This is a genomic window from Actinoplanes sp. NPDC024001, from assembly GCF_040638955.1.
Classification (GTDB): Bacteria; Actinomycetota; Actinomycetes; order Mycobacteriales; family Micromonosporaceae; genus Actinoplanes.
In genome coordinates this window covers 50,890-66,197 of record NZ_JBEZZB010000042.1, presented here as the reverse complement: position 1 = coordinate 66,197, position 15,308 = coordinate 50,890, and the positions used below count along the sequence as shown (strand labels likewise).

The following is a 15,308-nucleotide window of genomic DNA, read 5'->3' as shown; positions in this document are numbered from 1 at the left end:
GACGGGCCGGGCCGTCCTCCGGGTCCGGCTGCGGGCCGGCGGTCATGTCGCCGAGCTCGATCACGGTCATCTCAGGTCGGTTTCCGGCTCGCCGCCGCGGCTGCCAGCGCGGCGGTCAGGCCACGCCCGTTCGTGCCCACCTCGGACCAGCCGGCGGCCAGCCCGATCGGGGTGCCGGGAACCAGCGCCTGCCAGTTCTCCCCGGTCGCGGCGGCGCCGATGCGGCGCGACACCTCGGCCGCCTGGTTCGGCCCGGCGCCGGGCAGGACCAGCACGAACTCGTCGCCGGCGAAGCGGGCCACGAAGTCGCCGCGGCGCAGCGCCCGGTGCAGCACGCCGGCGATGCGCTGCAGGACCAGGTCGCCGCAGTGCCGGCCGTGCCGCAGGTTGACCGTGGTGAAGCCGACCACGTCGCACACCCCGACCGCGGCCCGTTCGCCCCGGGCCAGCAGGGTGTCCACGTACCGTTCCAGCTGGCGGCGGTTCGGCAGGCCGGTCAGCGGGTCGACGAGGGTCTCGTCGCCGTAACGCCCCGGGTCGCGGTGGGACTCCTGGGCGTCCAGCCGGGCGGCGACCCCGTCCAGATATCCGTCGCGGAGCTGGTCGATGCGCTGGGCGGCGAGGCGGAACGCGTACCGGTCGGCGGCGTGTGCGGCGGAGTGATCGCCGGCGCTGGCGTGGCAGATGCTGCGCAACCGGGCCGGCTCCGGAGCGCCGAGCACCTCCGCAGAGACCGGCACGGACTCCAACATGGCCAGTGCCCGCTCCGGTTTGCCGGCGGCGATGGCGAGGCAGACCGAACCGAGATGCTGCAGGTCACGAGTGCGCACGCTGTCGCCGCCGCCGGTCAGCCACTGGGCCGCGTCGGCACCGGTCGGCTCGCCCAGCGCGGCGCGGCGGGCCAGCGCGTAACCGTAGACCGCCCGGCTGCCGGGGCGCAGCTGGTCGGTGACGAGGTAGCGGGACAGCTCGGCGTCGATGTCGCGCAGGACCCGTACGCAACCGTCGGTGTCGCCCTGGTGGTCGAGCGCGACCGCGTTGCGCAACCGGATGCCGGGCGCCGCGAAGATCTCGGCCGCGAGGCCGGCGCTCGCGCCGACCTCGCGGGCCTGCTCGATGGCGGTCAGCGCCTGGCCGTGAAACCCCAGGTACGAGTAGGCCATGGCGAGATCGTGCCAGCCCCAGGCGGTCTCCACGTCCCGCTCCGGCACCGCGGCCAGGGCGCGGGAGGCCTGCACCAAGTGGGTCACCCCGCGGTCCAGATTGCTCTGCAGGTGTGCGCCGAGCGCCGCGAACGCGTGCATCTGCCCGCGCAGATAGGGGTCGGGAACCTCGCGCACCGCCTCGGTGGCGGCGGCCATCGCGGTGGCCAGCTCGCCCACCCGGCCCAGGTTGATCAAAGCGCCGAAGCGCTGCACCAGCGCGTATGCCCGGGTGGTGGGGTCGGTGGCGGCGGCCAGCACCGCGTCGAGGATCGGTAGTGCCTGCGCGGACCGTCCGTTCTGTTGCAGTTCCCCGGCCCGGCGTAGGTCCTCGACGTGTTCCGCGAGCTGGTCCAACCAACCCACCAGGCGCCTCCCACGGCCTCCGTGGCGCACACGGGTGACCCGGCCGATCCCCACGGTGCGCGACGTCCCATGATTATGCCGTGATGCCGCGACACGAACACCCCCGCGAGAGCGCCGATCGAACCCGGCTCGCATCCGAGCTGGCCACGGCCACCGCGGCGCTGGGGACCGCCGGGGTGGCATCACCGCGGGTCGATGCCGAGTTGCTGGCCGCACACGCGCTCGGTGTGCCGCGTGGCCGGCTGCTGCTCATCGACACCATGCGGGCCGAGGAGTCGGCACGGTTCCGGGCGCTGGTCGCCGAGCGGGCCCGGCGGATCCCGTTGCAGCACCTGCTCGGCACCGCCGCGTTCCGGCACCTGGACCTCGCGGTCGGCGACGGCGTCTTCGTCCCGCGCCCGGAGACCGAGCTGCTCGCCGGCTGGGGGATCGAGCGCACCCCGGCGGGCGCCGTGGTGGTGGACCTGTGCAGCGGCAGCGGCGCCATCGCGCTCGCGGTGGCCGACGAGACCAGGGCCGCCCGGGTGATCGCGGTCGAGCGCTCGCCGGCGGCGCTGGACTGGCTGCGGCGCAATGCCGCGGGCTTCGGCTCGGTCGAGGTGGTCGAGGGCGACGTGACCGATCCTGATCTACTGTCCGATCTGCACGGTCAGGTGGATGTCCTGCTCTGCAACCCGCCGTATGTTCCCGACGACACCCCGGTCCCGCCCGAGGTGTCCGATCACGACCCGTCTGAGGCGGTCTTCGGCGGTGGTGACGGGCTGTCCGTGATCCGCCCGGTGATCGCGCTCGCCGCGAAGCTGCTGCGTCCCGGCGGCTGGTTCGGCGTCGAACACGACGACGTGCACGGTGCGGCCGTGCCCCGGCTGATCACCGCCGACGGCCGGTTCACCGAGGTGGAGGCGCACGACGACCTCACCGGCCGCCCCAGATATGCGACCGCTCGGCTCCGCTGACGACATGGCACACTGCATCTCGTGATGCTCTACGACTGCGCGACCGTCGCCGACCGGGACCGGGGAATCGCCGCGGCGGTCGAGGCGGCCAAGAGCGGCGAGCTCGTGGTGATGCCCACCGACACGGTGTACGGCGTCGGCGCGGACGCCTTCACCCCGCACGCGATCACCCAGCTGCACCACGCCCGCGGCTCCGACCGCCGGGTGCCGCCGCCGGTGCTGGTCGGTTCCCGGCACACCCTGGACGGCCTGGTCTACTCGCTGCCGCGGGCGGCCCGCGAGCTGGCCGACGCCTTCTGGCCCGGTGCGCTCACCATCATCGTGGAGCACTCGCCCAGCCTGCAGTGGGACCTCGGGGACACCGGCGGCACGGTGGCGGTGCGGATGCCACTGCACCCGGTCGCGCTCGAGGTGCTGCGCGAGGTCGGCCCGATGGCCGTCACCACCGCCAACAAGCTCGGCTCGCCCGCCCCGCTGACCGCCGAGGAAGCCCGCGACCAGCTGGAGTACGCGGTCCGCGTCTACCTCGAGGCCGGCCCGGCCACCGACCCGGCGCCGAGCACGATCGTGGACGTGACCGGCGACGTGCCGCGGGTGCTGCGGGCCGGCGCTGTCCCGCTGGAGAAACTGCGTGACGTGGTTCCGGACATCGTCGACGGGCAGGGCTGACGTGGCGCCGTTCACCGTTCTGCACGTCTGCATGGGCAACATCTGCCGGTCCCCGATGGCCGAGCGCCTGCTCGCCCGGGCGGTCCGGGACCGGGCCGGCGACACCCCGGAGGAGCTGATCCGGAGCCTGAGCGCGGGCACCGGCGGCTGGCACGAGGGCGAGGAGATGAACCCGCCGGCCGCCCGGCTGGTGCGCGCCCGCGGCGGCAGCGACGACGGCTTCCTGGCCCGCAAGCTGCGCGGTGACTTCATCGACGAGGCCGACCTGATCCTCACCGCCACCGCCGACCAGTTCGACTACGTGGTGGCGCTGCGCCCGGACGCCGCGCAGCGCACCTTCGTGCTCGGCGAGTTCGGCCGCCTGCTCGGCGCGGTCGACGCCGCCGCCCTGCCGCCGGCCGAGCCGGAGCCGGCGGCGGTGCACGCCCGCGGCGTCGCCATCGTGGAAGCGGTGGCCCGGCTGCGCGGCGACGATCCGGCCCAGGCCGGCGACGACCTGGACGACCCGTGGGGCCGTGGCGACCAGACCTTCCACCGGGTCGGCGACGAGATCGAGGACACCACGGTTCCGTTCGCCGCCCTGCTGCTGCCGTGACCGGCGCCCGGTTCATGAATGAGCGCTGCGTCCGTCCGGACGCCGAGGGGCTGCGCCGGGCGGCGGAGCTGCTGCGGGCCGGCTCGGTGGTGGCCTTCCCCACCGAGACCGTCTACGGCCTGGGCGCTGACGCGTTCTCCCGGGACGCGATCGGTGAGATCTACCGGCTGAAGAACCGCCCGTCCTGGAACCCGCTGATCGTGCACGTCGCCGACGTCGCCGCGGCCCGGGCGCTCGCCGAGACCTGGCCGGCGCGGGCCGACGAGCTGGCCGCCCGGTTCTGGCCGGGTCCGCTCACCCTGGTGGTCCGCCGGGCCCGGCACCTGCCCGGCATCGGCGCGGCCAACGACACCGTCGCGGTGCGGGTGCCGGCGCACGAGGTGGCGTTGCGCCTGCTGCAGGTGTCCGGGCTGCCGCTCGCCGCGCCCAGCGCGAACCGGTCGGAGAGCATCTCGCCGACCACCGCCGAGCACGTGGTGCGCAGCCTGCCGGACGTGCCGCTGGTGCTGGACGGCGGCGCCTGCTCGTGGGGCATCGAGTCCACCGTGCTGGACCTGACCTCCGAGGTGCCGAGGCTGCTGCGCCCGGGTGCGCTGGGCCTGCGGGTGCTGCGCGACGTGGCCGGTGAGATCGCCCTGCCGGACGCCGAGACCGCGGACGGCGCGGCCCGGCCGTCGCCGGGCATGAGCCGGCGGCACTACGCGCCGCGGGCCCGGGTCGTCCTCTGCAAGGACGTCGACGACGTCGATCGGTCCGGCCTGGCCGGACCGATCGGGATCCTCACGTACGAGGGCGCCGAGGGCACCGAGGTCCTCTCCGCCGACCCGCGCGAGTACGCCGCCGATCTGTACGCCGCCCTGCACCGCCTCGACGACGCCGGGTTCGCGACCATCCTGGTCCAGGAGCCGCCGCAGACCGAGGACTGGCTGGCCGTCCGCGACCGCCTCTCCCGCGCCGCCGCCTGATCCTCTCTACCGGAGCGCATCCTGCGTGGTGGGTGCGATCTGCTCGGCGGTGCGGGTGATGTTGCGGGCCATGCCGGAGAAGACCACGCCGTGGAAGGGCAGCACCGACGCCCAGTAGAGGTGCCCGGCCAGCCCGCGCGGCAGGAACACCGCCCGCTGCCGGTACACGCTGCCGCCCTCGCCGTCCGGTTCGGCGCGCATCTCCAGCCAGGCCCGCCCGGGCACCTTCATCTCCGCCCGCAACCGCAGCAGCGACCCGGGGACCAGCTCCTCGACCCGCCACCAGTCCAGGGCCTCGCCGACCCGCAGCCGGTGCTGGTCACGCCGGCCGCGGCGCAGGCCGACGCCGCCTGCCAGCCGGTCCAGCCAGCCGCGGACCGACCAGGCGAGCGGGAACGAGTACCAGCCGTTCTCGCCGCCGATGCCCTCGATCACCCGCCACAGCCGGTCGGCCGGCGCCTGGACGGGACGCGAGCGCTCGTCGACGTAGAGGCTGCCGCCGGACCAGTCCGGGTCGCTGGGCAGCGGTTCCGCCGAGGCGTCCTGGCCGGAGGCGGTGGACCAGCGGGTCTCCACGTCCGCGTCGCGGATCTTGCTCAGCGCGAGCCCGACTGATTCGTCGAAGCCCAGCGGCGCCGGGCCGGGCACGAGAGCGGCCAGGTCGTTGTCGTGCGCGACGGCCTCGTGCACCAGGCTGGCCACCAGCGGCCGGGCGATGGCGTTCGGCACCGGGGTGATCAGGCCGACCCAGTGCGCGGAGAGCCACGGGCTGAGCACCCGGGTCGGCATGATCACGCGGCGGCGCAGACCCGCCACCCGGGCGTAGCGGCGCATCATCTCGGCGTAGGTGAGCACGTCGGCGCCGCCGATGTCGAAGCCGCGGTTCACCGAGGGCGGCAGCTCCGCGGCGCCGATCAGGTAGCGGAGCACGTCGCGTACGGCGATCGGCTGGATCCGGTTGTGCACCCAGCGCGGGGTCACCATGACCGGGAGCCGCTCGGTCAGGTAGCGCAGCATCTCGAACGAGGCCGAACCGGATCCGATGATCACCGGCGCCCGGAGCACCACCGTGGGCACCCCGCTGTCCAGCAGGATCCGGGCCACCTCGGCCCGGGAGCGCAGGTGCGCCGACGGACGCTCGCCGGCCGGGGGCTCCGGTCCGCCGAGGTAGACGATTCGCCGTACGCCGGCCGCCCGTGCCGCCGCGGCCAGGTTGGCCGCCGCCTGCCGGTCCCGCTGCTCGAAGTCGGCCTGCCCGAGCGAATGCACCAGGAAGTAGACGACCTCGACGCCCTCCAGCGCCGGGACCAGGGACGCCGGGTCGAGCAGGTCGGCCTCGACCACCTCGACGCGATCGGCCCACGGGACGTCGCGGAGCCGGCCGGCACTGCGGGACAGGCACCGGACCGAGTGGCCGGCGTCGAGCAGCCGCGGGGCCAGCCGGCCCCCGATGTAACCGGTCGCGCCGGTGACTAGGCATCGCATAACTCCAGACTGTGCCCGCAGGCGGGGGGTCCCACGCCATATGCTTTTTCCTGGCAGGTCCTCGAGGTCGGGAGGCCAGAGGTGGGCACCTTCTGGGGGCCGGACTTCGCCGCGCTGGAGCGCGACGATCCGGAGATCGCGGCTGTGCTGCTCGACGAGGTGGCCCGGCAGCGGGAGACCTTGCAGCTGATCGCGAGCGAGAGCTTCACGTCGCCCGCGGTGCTGACCGCGCTCGGGTCGACGCTGGCGAACAAGTACGCCGAGGGCTATCCCGGGCACCGCTACTACGGTGGCTGCGGCCAGGTGGACCGGGCCGAGGAGCTGGCGATCGAGCGCGCCAAGGAGCTGTTCGGCGCCGATCACGCCAACGTGCAGCCGCACTCCGGGGCGTCGGCGAACCTGGCGGCGTACGCGGCGCTGGCCGAGCCGGGCGACGTGGTGCTGGCGATGGGCCTGCCGCACGGCGGTCACCTCACCCACGGCAGCCGGGCCAACTTCTCCGGCAAGTGGTTCCACCCGATCGCCTACCGGGTGGACCCGGCCACCGAGGAGATCGACTACGACGAGGTGCGTGACCTCGCGCTGGCCCACCGCCCCAAGCTGATCATCTGCGGCGCGACCTCGTACCCGCGGCTGATCGACTTCGCCCGGTTCCGCGAGATCGCCGACGAGGTGGGTGCGTACCTGCTGGTCGACGCGGCACACTTCATCGGCCTGGTGGCCGGCCGGGCGGTGCCCTCGCCGGTGCCGTTCGCCGACGTGGTCACCTGCACCACCCACAAGGCGCTGCGCGGGCCGCGGGGCGGCATGATCCTCTGCCGTGCGGAGCTGGCCCAGCGTGTCGACAAGGCGGTCTTCCCGTTCGCGCAGGGCGGACCGATGATGCACGCTGTGGCGGCCAAGGCGGTCGCCCTGCGCGAAGCGGGCATGCCGTCCTTCCGGGGGTACGCTCAGCAGACCGTCCGCAATGCCCGGGCGCTGGCCGCCGGGCTGGCCGCCGAGGGCATGCGCCCGGTGACCGGTGGCACCGACACCCATCTCGCCGTGCTCGACCTGACCGAGCTGGGCGTCTGCGGCCGGGACGCGGAGGCACGTTGCGCTCGTGCGCGGATCGCGCTCAACAAGAACGCGATTCCGTACGACACGGAGAAACCGTCCGTGGCCTCCGGTGTCCGGGTCGGCACGCCGAGTGTCACCTCCCAGGGCATGCGGGAGGGTGAGATGCGGCAGATCGCCGGCCTGATCGGGCTGGCGGTGCGCAGCGACCCGGAGACGGCCGGTGGGTCCCAGCGGCTCGCCGAGGTGACGGGGGAGGTGTCGGAGCTGGTCCGGCGTTTCCCGTTTTATGCGGAGCAGGAGGTCATGGCGTGATCGACTGCACCGCAGCGAAGCAAGGGCCAGAAGAGCACGCCGAAGGAGACATAGAGTGAGCCTTGGGGACGGTGGCCGGGATCCGGTGGGCGGCGCGTACGCCGTATCGGAAGATCTCGATGAGGATGATCGGCCTCTGCCCGACCTGCCCGCCCTGCCCGCCGACCCGCGCTGGCGGGTGGAACACCTGCCGTTGATCTCCGCGGTCTGCGTGCTGTTGCTGACCTGCGCGGCCTCCATCGGGTTCTTCACCGGCGGCGCGGACGCCGCGCTCGGCGCGGCCACCGGGGTTCTCATCGTCACGGTCAGCTATTCGATGTCCACGCTGGTCATCGCCTGGGCGGACACGGTACGCCCGGCGCTGCTCATGCCCCTTGGTCTGCTGACCTATGTCCTGAAATACACGCTGTTGGGCGTTGTTCTGGCATATGGTGTCTCTACCGAGTGGCCCGGAAAGACCGCTTTGGGCCTCGGCATCGTCGCGGGCGTGATGGTGTGGACCGGCGCGCAGGCCTGGTGGCTCTACGGGCGAACTGTCAGAAAGTGATCTACGGCACCGTGTTCACCCTGGTCGCGGCGGACCAAGTGGATCAAGTAGCCACGATCCGGTGACCTCTTCGCTCGCGCCGTGTTCCGTTTTGGCGTGACAGGAGTACCGTGTCCAGACAGTTGCGTGACCCCTGACGCCTGGACAACTGCGGTTGTGCGGGGGGTCCCGCTTAGCTTCGTCTTTCCTGCTGATATCGTTCGGGCCGTCATGACCGGCCAGAAACCTCCCCACGAACCTCGCGGTGACAACGGTCCGAACCCGCCTCCCGACACGGGAGTGGGCATGACCGCGATCTCCTATCTCATCGCGGGCATGTTGGTGTGGGGTGGAATCGGATGGCTGGTCGACCACTTTGTCGGAACCAAGGGCATCTTCGCCGGCATCGGCGCCGTCCTCGGAATGGCCGGCGGTGTGTACCTCATCGTGCGCCGGCTCGGCGCCTGACAGGAAAGGGCCATGGTGATCGGTCAGTCGACGGTCCTCGCGGCGGCATTCCCGCCCAGCGTCGAGGATTTTTACCTGCCCAGCATCCTGCCGTGGGGTGAGCACAACAACTACTGGTTCACCAAGATCACGCTGCTGGTCTGGGTGTCGGTTGCGGTGATCATCCTGTTCTTCCTGCTCTCCTACCGGAAGCCGCAGCTGGTCCCGACCAAGAAGCAGTGGGTCGCCGAGAGCGTCTACGGCTTCGTCCGCAACAACATCGCGGTCGACATGATCGGTCCGGCCGGCGTGCGGTTCGCGCCGTACCTGACGACGCTGTTCTGCTTCATCCTGCTGAACAACTTCTTCGGCATCGTGCCGTTCATCCAGCTCTCGCCGATGTCGCACATCGCGTTCCCGGCGGTGCTCGCGGTGATCAGCTATGTGATGTTCATCTATGTCGGCATGCGGCACCACGGCCCGGTCAAGTACTTCAAGCACGCGCTGATCCCGCCGGCCCCGTGGTTCATCCTGCCGCTGCTGATCCCGATCGAGTTCTTCTCGAACTTCCTGGTCCGCCCCTTCTCGCTGGCGGTCCGTCTGTTCGCCAACATGTTCGCGGGCCACATGCTGCTGCTGGTGTTCACGCTCGGCGGCGTCGCGATGATCAACGCGAACGGTCTCCTCGCGCCGGTCTCGCTGCTGTCCTGGGCGCTGACCATCGCGCTGACCCTGCTCGAGTTCCTGGTCATCTGCCTGCAGGCCTACGTCTTCACGGTGCTGACCGCGAGCTACGTCCAGGGCTCACTCGCCGACGAGCACTGAGTTTCGTTCCACCAGTAACACCCCGTTTGTCGTCCCGCGTGACAGTCACGCGAGATACCAGGAGGATTTCGTAATGGAGCTTCTTGCCGCCGTTGAGGGCAGCACCGCCGCCATCGGCTACGGTCTCGCGGCCATCGGCCCCGGCATCGGCGTGGGCCTGGTCTTCTCGGCCTACATCCAGTCGACGGCGCGTCAGCCGGAGTCGTCCCGCCTGACCCTGCCGTACGTCTGGATCGGCTTCGCCGTCATCGAGGCGCTCGCGCTGCTGGGTATCGCGTTCGGCTTCATCTGGCAAGGCAACCTCTGATCTTCGGCCTCGACTAGGAGGACCCCATGATCAACCTCTATCTGGCGGCCGAAGAGGGCGCCACCGAGCACAACCCGATCATTCCGATCTGGCAGGAAATCGTCGTCGGCTCGGTTGCCTTCGCGGTGCTCTGCTTCGTGCTCATCAAGTTCGTCTTCCCGCAGATGGAGAAGACGTTCCGGGCGCGCGTCGACGCCATCGAGGGTGGCATCAAGCGTGCCGAGGCCGCGCAGGCCGAGGCGAACGGGCTGCTGGAGCAGTACAAGGCCCAGCTCGCCGAGGCGCGTACCGAGGCCGCTCGCATCCGCGACGAGGCCCGGGCCGACGCCGAGGGCATCCGGCAGGACGTGCTGGCCAAGGCTCGCGAGGAGTCGGACCGCATCATCGCGGCCGGCAACGAGCAGCTCGCCGCGCAGCGTGAGTCCATCGTCCGGGAGCTGCGCTCCGAGGTCGGCACGCTCGCGGTCGACCTGGCCAGCAAGATCGTTGGCGAGGCGCTGGCGGACGAGGCCCGTACCCGGGGCACCGTCGAGCGGTTCATCAACGACCTCGACTCGGCCGGGCGGCGCTGATGGCTTCGAGCGTGAGCCGCGAGGCTTACGGCGAGGCCGTCGACCGGCTCGCCGCGGAGACGACGTCGGCCACGGCCGCGCAGCTGGCCACGGTCGCCGACGAGATCCTGTCGGTGGCCGGCCTGCTGCGGGCCCAGCCCCGGCTGCGCCGGGCGCTGACCGACCCGTCGCGGCCCGGCTCGGACCGTGCCGATCTGCTCAAGTCGCTGCTCTCCGGCAAGGTCACCGCGGCCACCATCAACACGGTTACCACGCTGGTGGCCGGGCGGTTCTCCCGTCCGGTGGAGCTGCTGGACGCCACCGAGCGTCTGGGCGTCGAGGCCCTGCTGGCCTCGGCCGAGCGGGACGGCAAGCTGGCCGACGTCGAGGACGAACTGTTCCGGTTCGCCCAGATCGTCGGCGGCAACTCCCGACTCGCGGTGACGCTCAGTGACATCGGTGCTCCGGTCGAGCAGCGGGTTAAGCTGGTGCAGGACTTGCTCAAGGGCAAGGTGCACGTGGCCACCGGCCGGCTGGTCGAGGTCGCGCTGACCGGCTTCGGTGGCCGTGGCTTCGAGGCCTCGCTGACCCGGCTGGTCGAGGCGACCGCCGCCAAGCGCGACCGCGAGGTGGCGTATGTGACGGTGGCCAAGCCGCTCACCGACGCTGACGAGCAGGCCCTGGCCGTGAAGCTGTCCGCCCTCTACGGCCGCGAGGTCTCGCTGAAGGTGGACGTCAACCCGGCGGTTCTCGGCGGTGTCAGCGTCCGGGTCGGCTCCGACCTTTACGACGGCACGGTCCTGCGCAAGCTGAACCAGGCCAAGCAGGCGTTCGCTAAATAGTTCTTTCCCCTCGATTCCCATCGAGAAGCCCCCTCGGCGGCGGTGACGCTCCGAGCTAGACAGAGAAGGCAGAGGATGGCCGAGCTGACCATCTCCTCGGACGAGATCCGGGGGGCGCTAGAGCGCTACGTCTCGTCCGCCACGTCGACCGATCTCACCCGCGAAGAGGTCGGCATCGTCTCCGACGCGGGTGACGGCATCGCGCACGTCGAGGGCCTGCCCTCGACGATGGCGAACGAACTGCTCGAGTTCTCGGACGGCACGCTGGGTGTCGCCCTCAACCTCGACGTCCGCGAGATCGGCGCCGTGATCCTGGGCGACTACGCGAACATCGAGGAGGGCCAGCCGGTCAAGCGGACCGGCCGTGTCCTCTCGGTCCCGGTCGGCGACGCCTTCCTGGGCCGCGTGGTCGACGCGCTGGGCAACCCGATCGACGACCGCGGCGAGATCGCCAACGAAGGCTTCCGTGAGCTGGAGCTCCAGGCGCCGAACGTGATGGCGCGCCAGCCCGTGAAGCAGCCGCTGCAGACCGGCATCAAGGCGATCGACGCCATGACGCCGATCGGCCGTGGCCAGCGCCAGCTGATCATCGGCGACCGTAAGACCGGTAAGACCACGGTCGCGATCGACACGATCATCAACCAGAAGGCGAACTGGGAGTCCGGCGACCCGGAGAAGCAGGTTCGCTGCATCTACGTGGCGATCGGCCAGAAGGCCTCCACCATCGCCAGCATCCGGGGCACCCTGGAGGCGCAGGGCGCGCTGCAGTACACGACCATCGTGGCTGCTCCGGCGTCCGACCCGGCCGGCTTCAAGTACATCGCGCCGTACACCGGCTCGTCCATCGGACAGCACTGGATGTACAACGGCAAGCACGTCCTGATCGTCTTCGACGACTTGACCAAGCAGGCCGAGGCGTACCGCGCCGTGTCGCTGCTGCTGCGCCGCCCGCCGGGCCGCGAGGCGTACCCGGGTGACGTCTTCTACCTGCACTCCCGGCTGCTGGAGCGCTGCGCCAAGCTCTCCAACGAGATGGGCGGCGGCTCGATGACCGGTCTGCCGATCATCGAGACCAAGGCCAACGACATCTCGGCCTACATCCCGACCAACGTCATCTCGATCACCGACGGCCAGATCTTCCTGGAGTCCGACCTGTTCGCCTCGGGTGTCCGCCCGGCGATCAACGTCGGTACGTCGGTGTCCCGCGTCGGTGGTTCGGCGCAGGTCAAGGCGATGCGCTCGGTCTCCGGCCGCCTGCGTCTCGACCTGGCCCAGTTCCGTGAGCTGGAGGCCTTCTCGGCCTTCGCCTCCGACCTGGACAAGGCGTCGCGCGCTCAGCTGGAGAAGGGCGTCCGGCTGGTCGAGCTGCTCAAGCAGCCGCAGTACTCGCCGTACGCGACCGTCGACCAGGTCATCACGATCTGGGCCGGCACCACCGGTCAGCTCGACGACATCCCGGTCGGCGACGTGCGCCGGTTCGAGCAGGAATTCCTCCAGTGGTTCAAGCAGCACCACAGCGAGGTCTACACCGCGATCGAGTCGACGAACCTGCTGAGCGACGACAACGTCGAGAGCCTCAAGGCCGGCGTCGTCGAGTTCAAGAAGGTCTTCCAGAGCGGCTCCACCGAGAGCGGTAGCTAGGCATGGCCGGTCAGGTACAGGCGCTGCGGCGGCGCATCCGCACCGTCCGGTCGACCAAGAAGATCGCCAAGGCGCAGGAGCTGGTCGCCACCAGCCGGATCGCCAAGGCGCAGGAGCGGGTGAACGCGTCCCGGCCGTACTCGGTGGCGATCACCAAGGTCCTGGGCGCGCTGGCGACCAACGCGTCGGTGGACAACCCGCTGCTGGTCGCGCGTGAGCGCGTCCAGCGGGCGGGCGTCCTGCTGATCACCAGTGACCGGGGCCTGGCCGGCGCCTACAACGCCAACGCCATCCGGACCGCCGAGCAGCTGATCGCTCAGCTGCGCTCGGAGGGCAAGGAGGTGGCGCTGTACGTCGTGGGCCGTAAGGGCGTCGGTTACTACAAGTTCCGTAACCGGGAGATCGCCGCCAGCTGGACCGGCTTCTCCGAGCGGCCGTCGTTCGCGGACGCCAAGCGCATCGGTGACGCGCTGATCGAGGCGTTCGCGGCGGGTTCCGAGACCGACGGCACGTTCGGTCCGGAGAACATCGCGGGCGTGGACGAGCTGCACATCGTGAGCACCGAGTTCAAGTCCCTGATGACGCAGACCGCCAACGCGAAGCCGCTCGCGCCGGTCCAGGTCGACGAGCAGGCCGAGGAGTCCGAGGGCCTGCGCCCGGCGTACGAGTTCGAGCCGGACGCCGACGAGCTGCTCGACGCGCTGCTGCCGAAGTACCTCAACACCCGCCTCTACGCGGCGTTGCTGGACTCGGCGGCCAGTGAGTCGGCGTCGCGCCGGCGGGCGATGAAGAGCGCGTCGGACAACGCCGACGACCTGCTCAAGCGGTACACGCGCGAGATGAACTCCGCGCGGCAGGCTGCGATCACCCAGGAAATCAGTGAGATCGTCGGCGGCGCCAACGCGCTGGCCGCGGCGGGAAGTGATGTGTGATGACTGCTGTAGCTGAGCCCACCAAGGCGGAGACCGCTGTCGGCCGCGTCGTCCGGGTCATCGGCCCGGTCGTCGACGTCGAGTTTCCCCGTGACGCCATGCCCGCCATCTTCAACGCGCTGCACGTGGAGGTCACCCTCTCCGGCGGTACGAAGAAGCTGACGATGGAGGTCGCCCAGCACCTGGGTGACAACCTCCTCCGGGCGATCTCGATGCAGCCGACCGACGGTCTGGTGCGTGGCGCCGACGTGACCGACACCGGCGCGCCGATCTCGGTGCCGGTCGGTGACGTCACCAAGGGCCACGTGTTCAACGCCCTCGGCGAGGTCCTGAACGTCGACCCGTCGACGCTGGACGTGCAGGAGCGCTGGTCGATCCACCGCAAGCCGCCGGCGTTCGCGGACCTCGAGCCGAAGACCGAGATGCTGGAGACCGGCATCAAGGTGCTCGACCTGCTCGCGCCGTACGTGCGTGGTGGCAAGATCGGCCTGTTCGGCGGTGCCGGCGTGGGCAAGACGGTGCTCATCCAGGAGATGATCATCCGGGTGGCCCGTAACTTCGGTGGTACCTCCGTGTTCGCCGGCGTGGGTGAGCGCACCCGTGAGGGCAACGACCTCATCCTGGAGATGGAGGAGGGTGGCGTTCTCGACAAGACCGCCCTCGTCTTCGGCCAGATGGACGAGCCGCCGGGCACCCGTCTGCGGGTCGCCCTGACCGCCCTCACCATGGCGGAGTACTTCCGGGACGTCCAGAACCAGGAGGTGCTGCTCTTCATCGACAACATCTTCCGGTTCACCCAGGCCGGTTCCGAGGTCTCCACCCTGCTCGGGCGTATGCCGTCGGCCGTGGGTTACCAGCCCACCCTGGCGGACGAGATGGGTGAGCTGCAGGAGCGGATCACGTCGGTCCGGGGCAAGGCGATCACCTCGCTGCAGGCGATCTACGTGCCCGCCGACGACTACACCGACCCGGCGCCGGCCACCACCTTCGCCCACCTGGACGCGACCACGAACCTCGAGCGGTCGATCTCCGACAAGGGCATCTACCCGGCCGTGGACCCGCTGGCCTCCAGCTCGCGGATCCTCGCGCCCGAGTTCGTCGGCGCCGAGCACTACGCGGTCGCCCGTGAGGTGCAGCGGATCCTGCAGAAGTACAAGGACCTGCAGGACATCATCGCCATCCTCGGTATGGACGAGCTCTCCGAGGAGGACAAGGTCACGGTCGCCCGGGCCCGCCGCATCGAGCGGTTCCTGTCGCAGAACACCTACGCGGCGGAGCAGTTCACCGGCGTTCCCGGCTCGACGGTCCCGCTGAAGGAGACCATCGAGGCGTTCAAGAAGATCGCTGAGGGTGAGTACGACAACTACCCGGAGCAGGCCTTCTTCATGTGCGGTGGCCTCGAGGACCTCGAGAAGAACGCGCACGAGCTGATGAAGGGCTGACCACGCCCGTAGTCATTCGAGAGCCGCACCGGTGTTTCACCGGTGCGGCTCTCGCTCGTTTCGGGCCCCGGTTGCGCGCTTGGGTATGCTGGGCGCCGCGTTCGCATGATTCGGTAAGAGTTTGGGGATCGGGTGGCAAAGAAATTCCGGCGCCGCACGCCGTTGTGGGCCCGTCTCAGCGCCGCC

At 70.6% G+C, this 15,308-nt stretch carries 16 protein-coding genes; 14 read left to right on the top strand and 2 right to left on the bottom strand.

All coding sequences use genetic code 11. The annotated features are described in order from the left end of the window. Positions 1 to 71 precede the first annotated feature (71 nt). Positions 72 to 1,568, bottom strand: coding sequence for a GGDEF domain-containing protein (locus tag AB0F81_RS18620; protein ID WP_360198715.1), 1,497 nt, complete (start codon positions 1,566 to 1,568; stop codon positions 72 to 74). Between the two features lie 83 nt (positions 1,569 to 1,651). Here AB0F81_RS18620 and prmC point away from each other — a divergent pair, with 83 nt between their 5' ends. The 4 genes from prmC to AB0F81_RS18600 are packed head-to-tail and all read left to right on the top strand — an operon-like array spanning position 1,652 to position 4,753. Continuing rightward, the gene (gene prmC / locus AB0F81_RS18615; RefSeq protein WP_360198712.1) at positions 1,652 to 2,524 is read left to right on the top strand and encodes a peptide chain release factor N(5)-glutamine methyltransferase; all 873 of its coding nucleotides are present in this window, start codon (positions 1,652 to 1,654) and stop codon (positions 2,522 to 2,524) included. Positions 2,525 to 2,548: 24 nt separating this feature from the next. Beyond that, positions 2,549 to 3,193, top strand: a complete 645-nt coding sequence (locus AB0F81_RS18610) for an L-threonylcarbamoyladenylate synthase (protein WP_360198732.1) — start codon at positions 2,549 to 2,551, stop codon at positions 3,191 to 3,193. Between the two features lies 1 nt (position 3,194). Next, complete coding sequence (locus AB0F81_RS18605) at positions 3,195 to 3,788, top strand: phosphotyrosine protein phosphatase (protein WP_360198710.1); 594 nt, start codon at positions 3,195 to 3,197, stop codon at positions 3,786 to 3,788. Positions 3,789 to 3,802: 14 nt separating this feature from the next. After that, the gene (locus tag AB0F81_RS18600) at positions 3,803 to 4,753 is read left to right on the top strand and encodes an L-threonylcarbamoyladenylate synthase (protein WP_360198708.1); all 951 of its coding nucleotides are present in this window, start codon (positions 3,803 to 3,805) and stop codon (positions 4,751 to 4,753) included. A 6-nt stretch (positions 4,754 to 4,759) separates the two neighbouring features. Here AB0F81_RS18600 and AB0F81_RS18595 read toward each other — a convergent pair whose 3' ends face one another. After that, positions 4,760 to 6,238, bottom strand: coding sequence for an SDR family oxidoreductase (locus AB0F81_RS18595; RefSeq protein ID WP_360198705.1), 1,479 nt, complete (start codon positions 6,236 to 6,238; stop codon positions 4,760 to 4,762). 81 nt (positions 6,239 to 6,319) lie between these two features. On the opposite strand from AB0F81_RS18595, the gene glyA reads away from it, so the two are divergent. The 10 genes from glyA (at position 6,320) to atpD (ending at position 15,122) form a co-directional block, all read left to right on the top strand. Continuing rightward, a complete protein-coding gene (gene glyA, locus AB0F81_RS18590) occupies positions 6,320 to 7,609 on the top strand; it encodes a serine hydroxymethyltransferase (RefSeq protein WP_360198702.1) in 1,290 nt (429 codons plus the stop codon). Positions 7,610 to 7,745: 136 nt separating this feature from the next. Beyond that, on the top strand, positions 7,746 to 8,156 hold the full coding sequence (locus tag AB0F81_RS18585; RefSeq protein WP_360198729.1) for a hypothetical protein: 411 nt from the start codon (positions 7,746 to 7,748) through the stop codon (positions 8,154 to 8,156). Between the two features lie 210 nt (positions 8,157 to 8,366). Further along, entirely contained in the window at positions 8,367 to 8,603 is a 237-nt protein-coding gene (locus AB0F81_RS18580) for a hypothetical protein (protein WP_360198699.1), read from the top strand. 15 nt (positions 8,604 to 8,618) lie between these two features. After that, a complete protein-coding gene (gene atpB, locus AB0F81_RS18575) occupies positions 8,619 to 9,407 on the top strand; it encodes a F0F1 ATP synthase subunit A (RefSeq protein WP_360198727.1) in 789 nt (262 codons plus the stop codon). 73 nt (positions 9,408 to 9,480) lie between these two features. Beyond that, positions 9,481 to 9,714: an ATP synthase F0 subunit C gene (locus AB0F81_RS18570; protein ID WP_360198696.1), complete on the top strand. Its 234-nt coding sequence runs from the start codon at positions 9,481 to 9,483 to the stop codon at positions 9,712 to 9,714. 26 nt (positions 9,715 to 9,740) lie between these two features. Beyond that, on the top strand, positions 9,741 to 10,286 hold the full coding sequence (locus AB0F81_RS18565) for a F0F1 ATP synthase subunit B (RefSeq protein WP_360198693.1): 546 nt from the start codon (positions 9,741 to 9,743) through the stop codon (positions 10,284 to 10,286). Continuing rightward, positions 10,286 to 11,107: a F0F1 ATP synthase subunit delta gene (locus AB0F81_RS18560; protein WP_360198691.1), complete on the top strand. Its 822-nt coding sequence runs from the start codon at positions 10,286 to 10,288 to the stop codon at positions 11,105 to 11,107. The genes AB0F81_RS18565 and AB0F81_RS18560 overlap by 1 nt, the downstream gene beginning before the upstream one ends. 75 nt (positions 11,108 to 11,182) lie before the next feature. Then, entirely contained in the window at positions 11,183 to 12,748 is a 1,566-nt protein-coding gene (gene atpA / locus AB0F81_RS18555; protein WP_360198688.1) for a F0F1 ATP synthase subunit alpha, read from the top strand. Between the two features lie 2 nt (positions 12,749 to 12,750). Continuing rightward, positions 12,751 to 13,680, top strand: coding sequence for a F0F1 ATP synthase subunit gamma (locus AB0F81_RS18550; RefSeq protein WP_360198685.1), 930 nt, complete (start codon positions 12,751 to 12,753; stop codon positions 13,678 to 13,680). Beyond that, on the top strand, positions 13,677 to 15,122 hold the full coding sequence (gene atpD / locus AB0F81_RS18545; RefSeq protein ID WP_360198683.1) for a F0F1 ATP synthase subunit beta: 1,446 nt from the start codon (positions 13,677 to 13,679) through the stop codon (positions 15,120 to 15,122). Before AB0F81_RS18550 ends, atpD begins: the two co-directional genes overlap by 4 nt. Positions 15,123 to 15,308 lie beyond the last annotated feature (186 nt).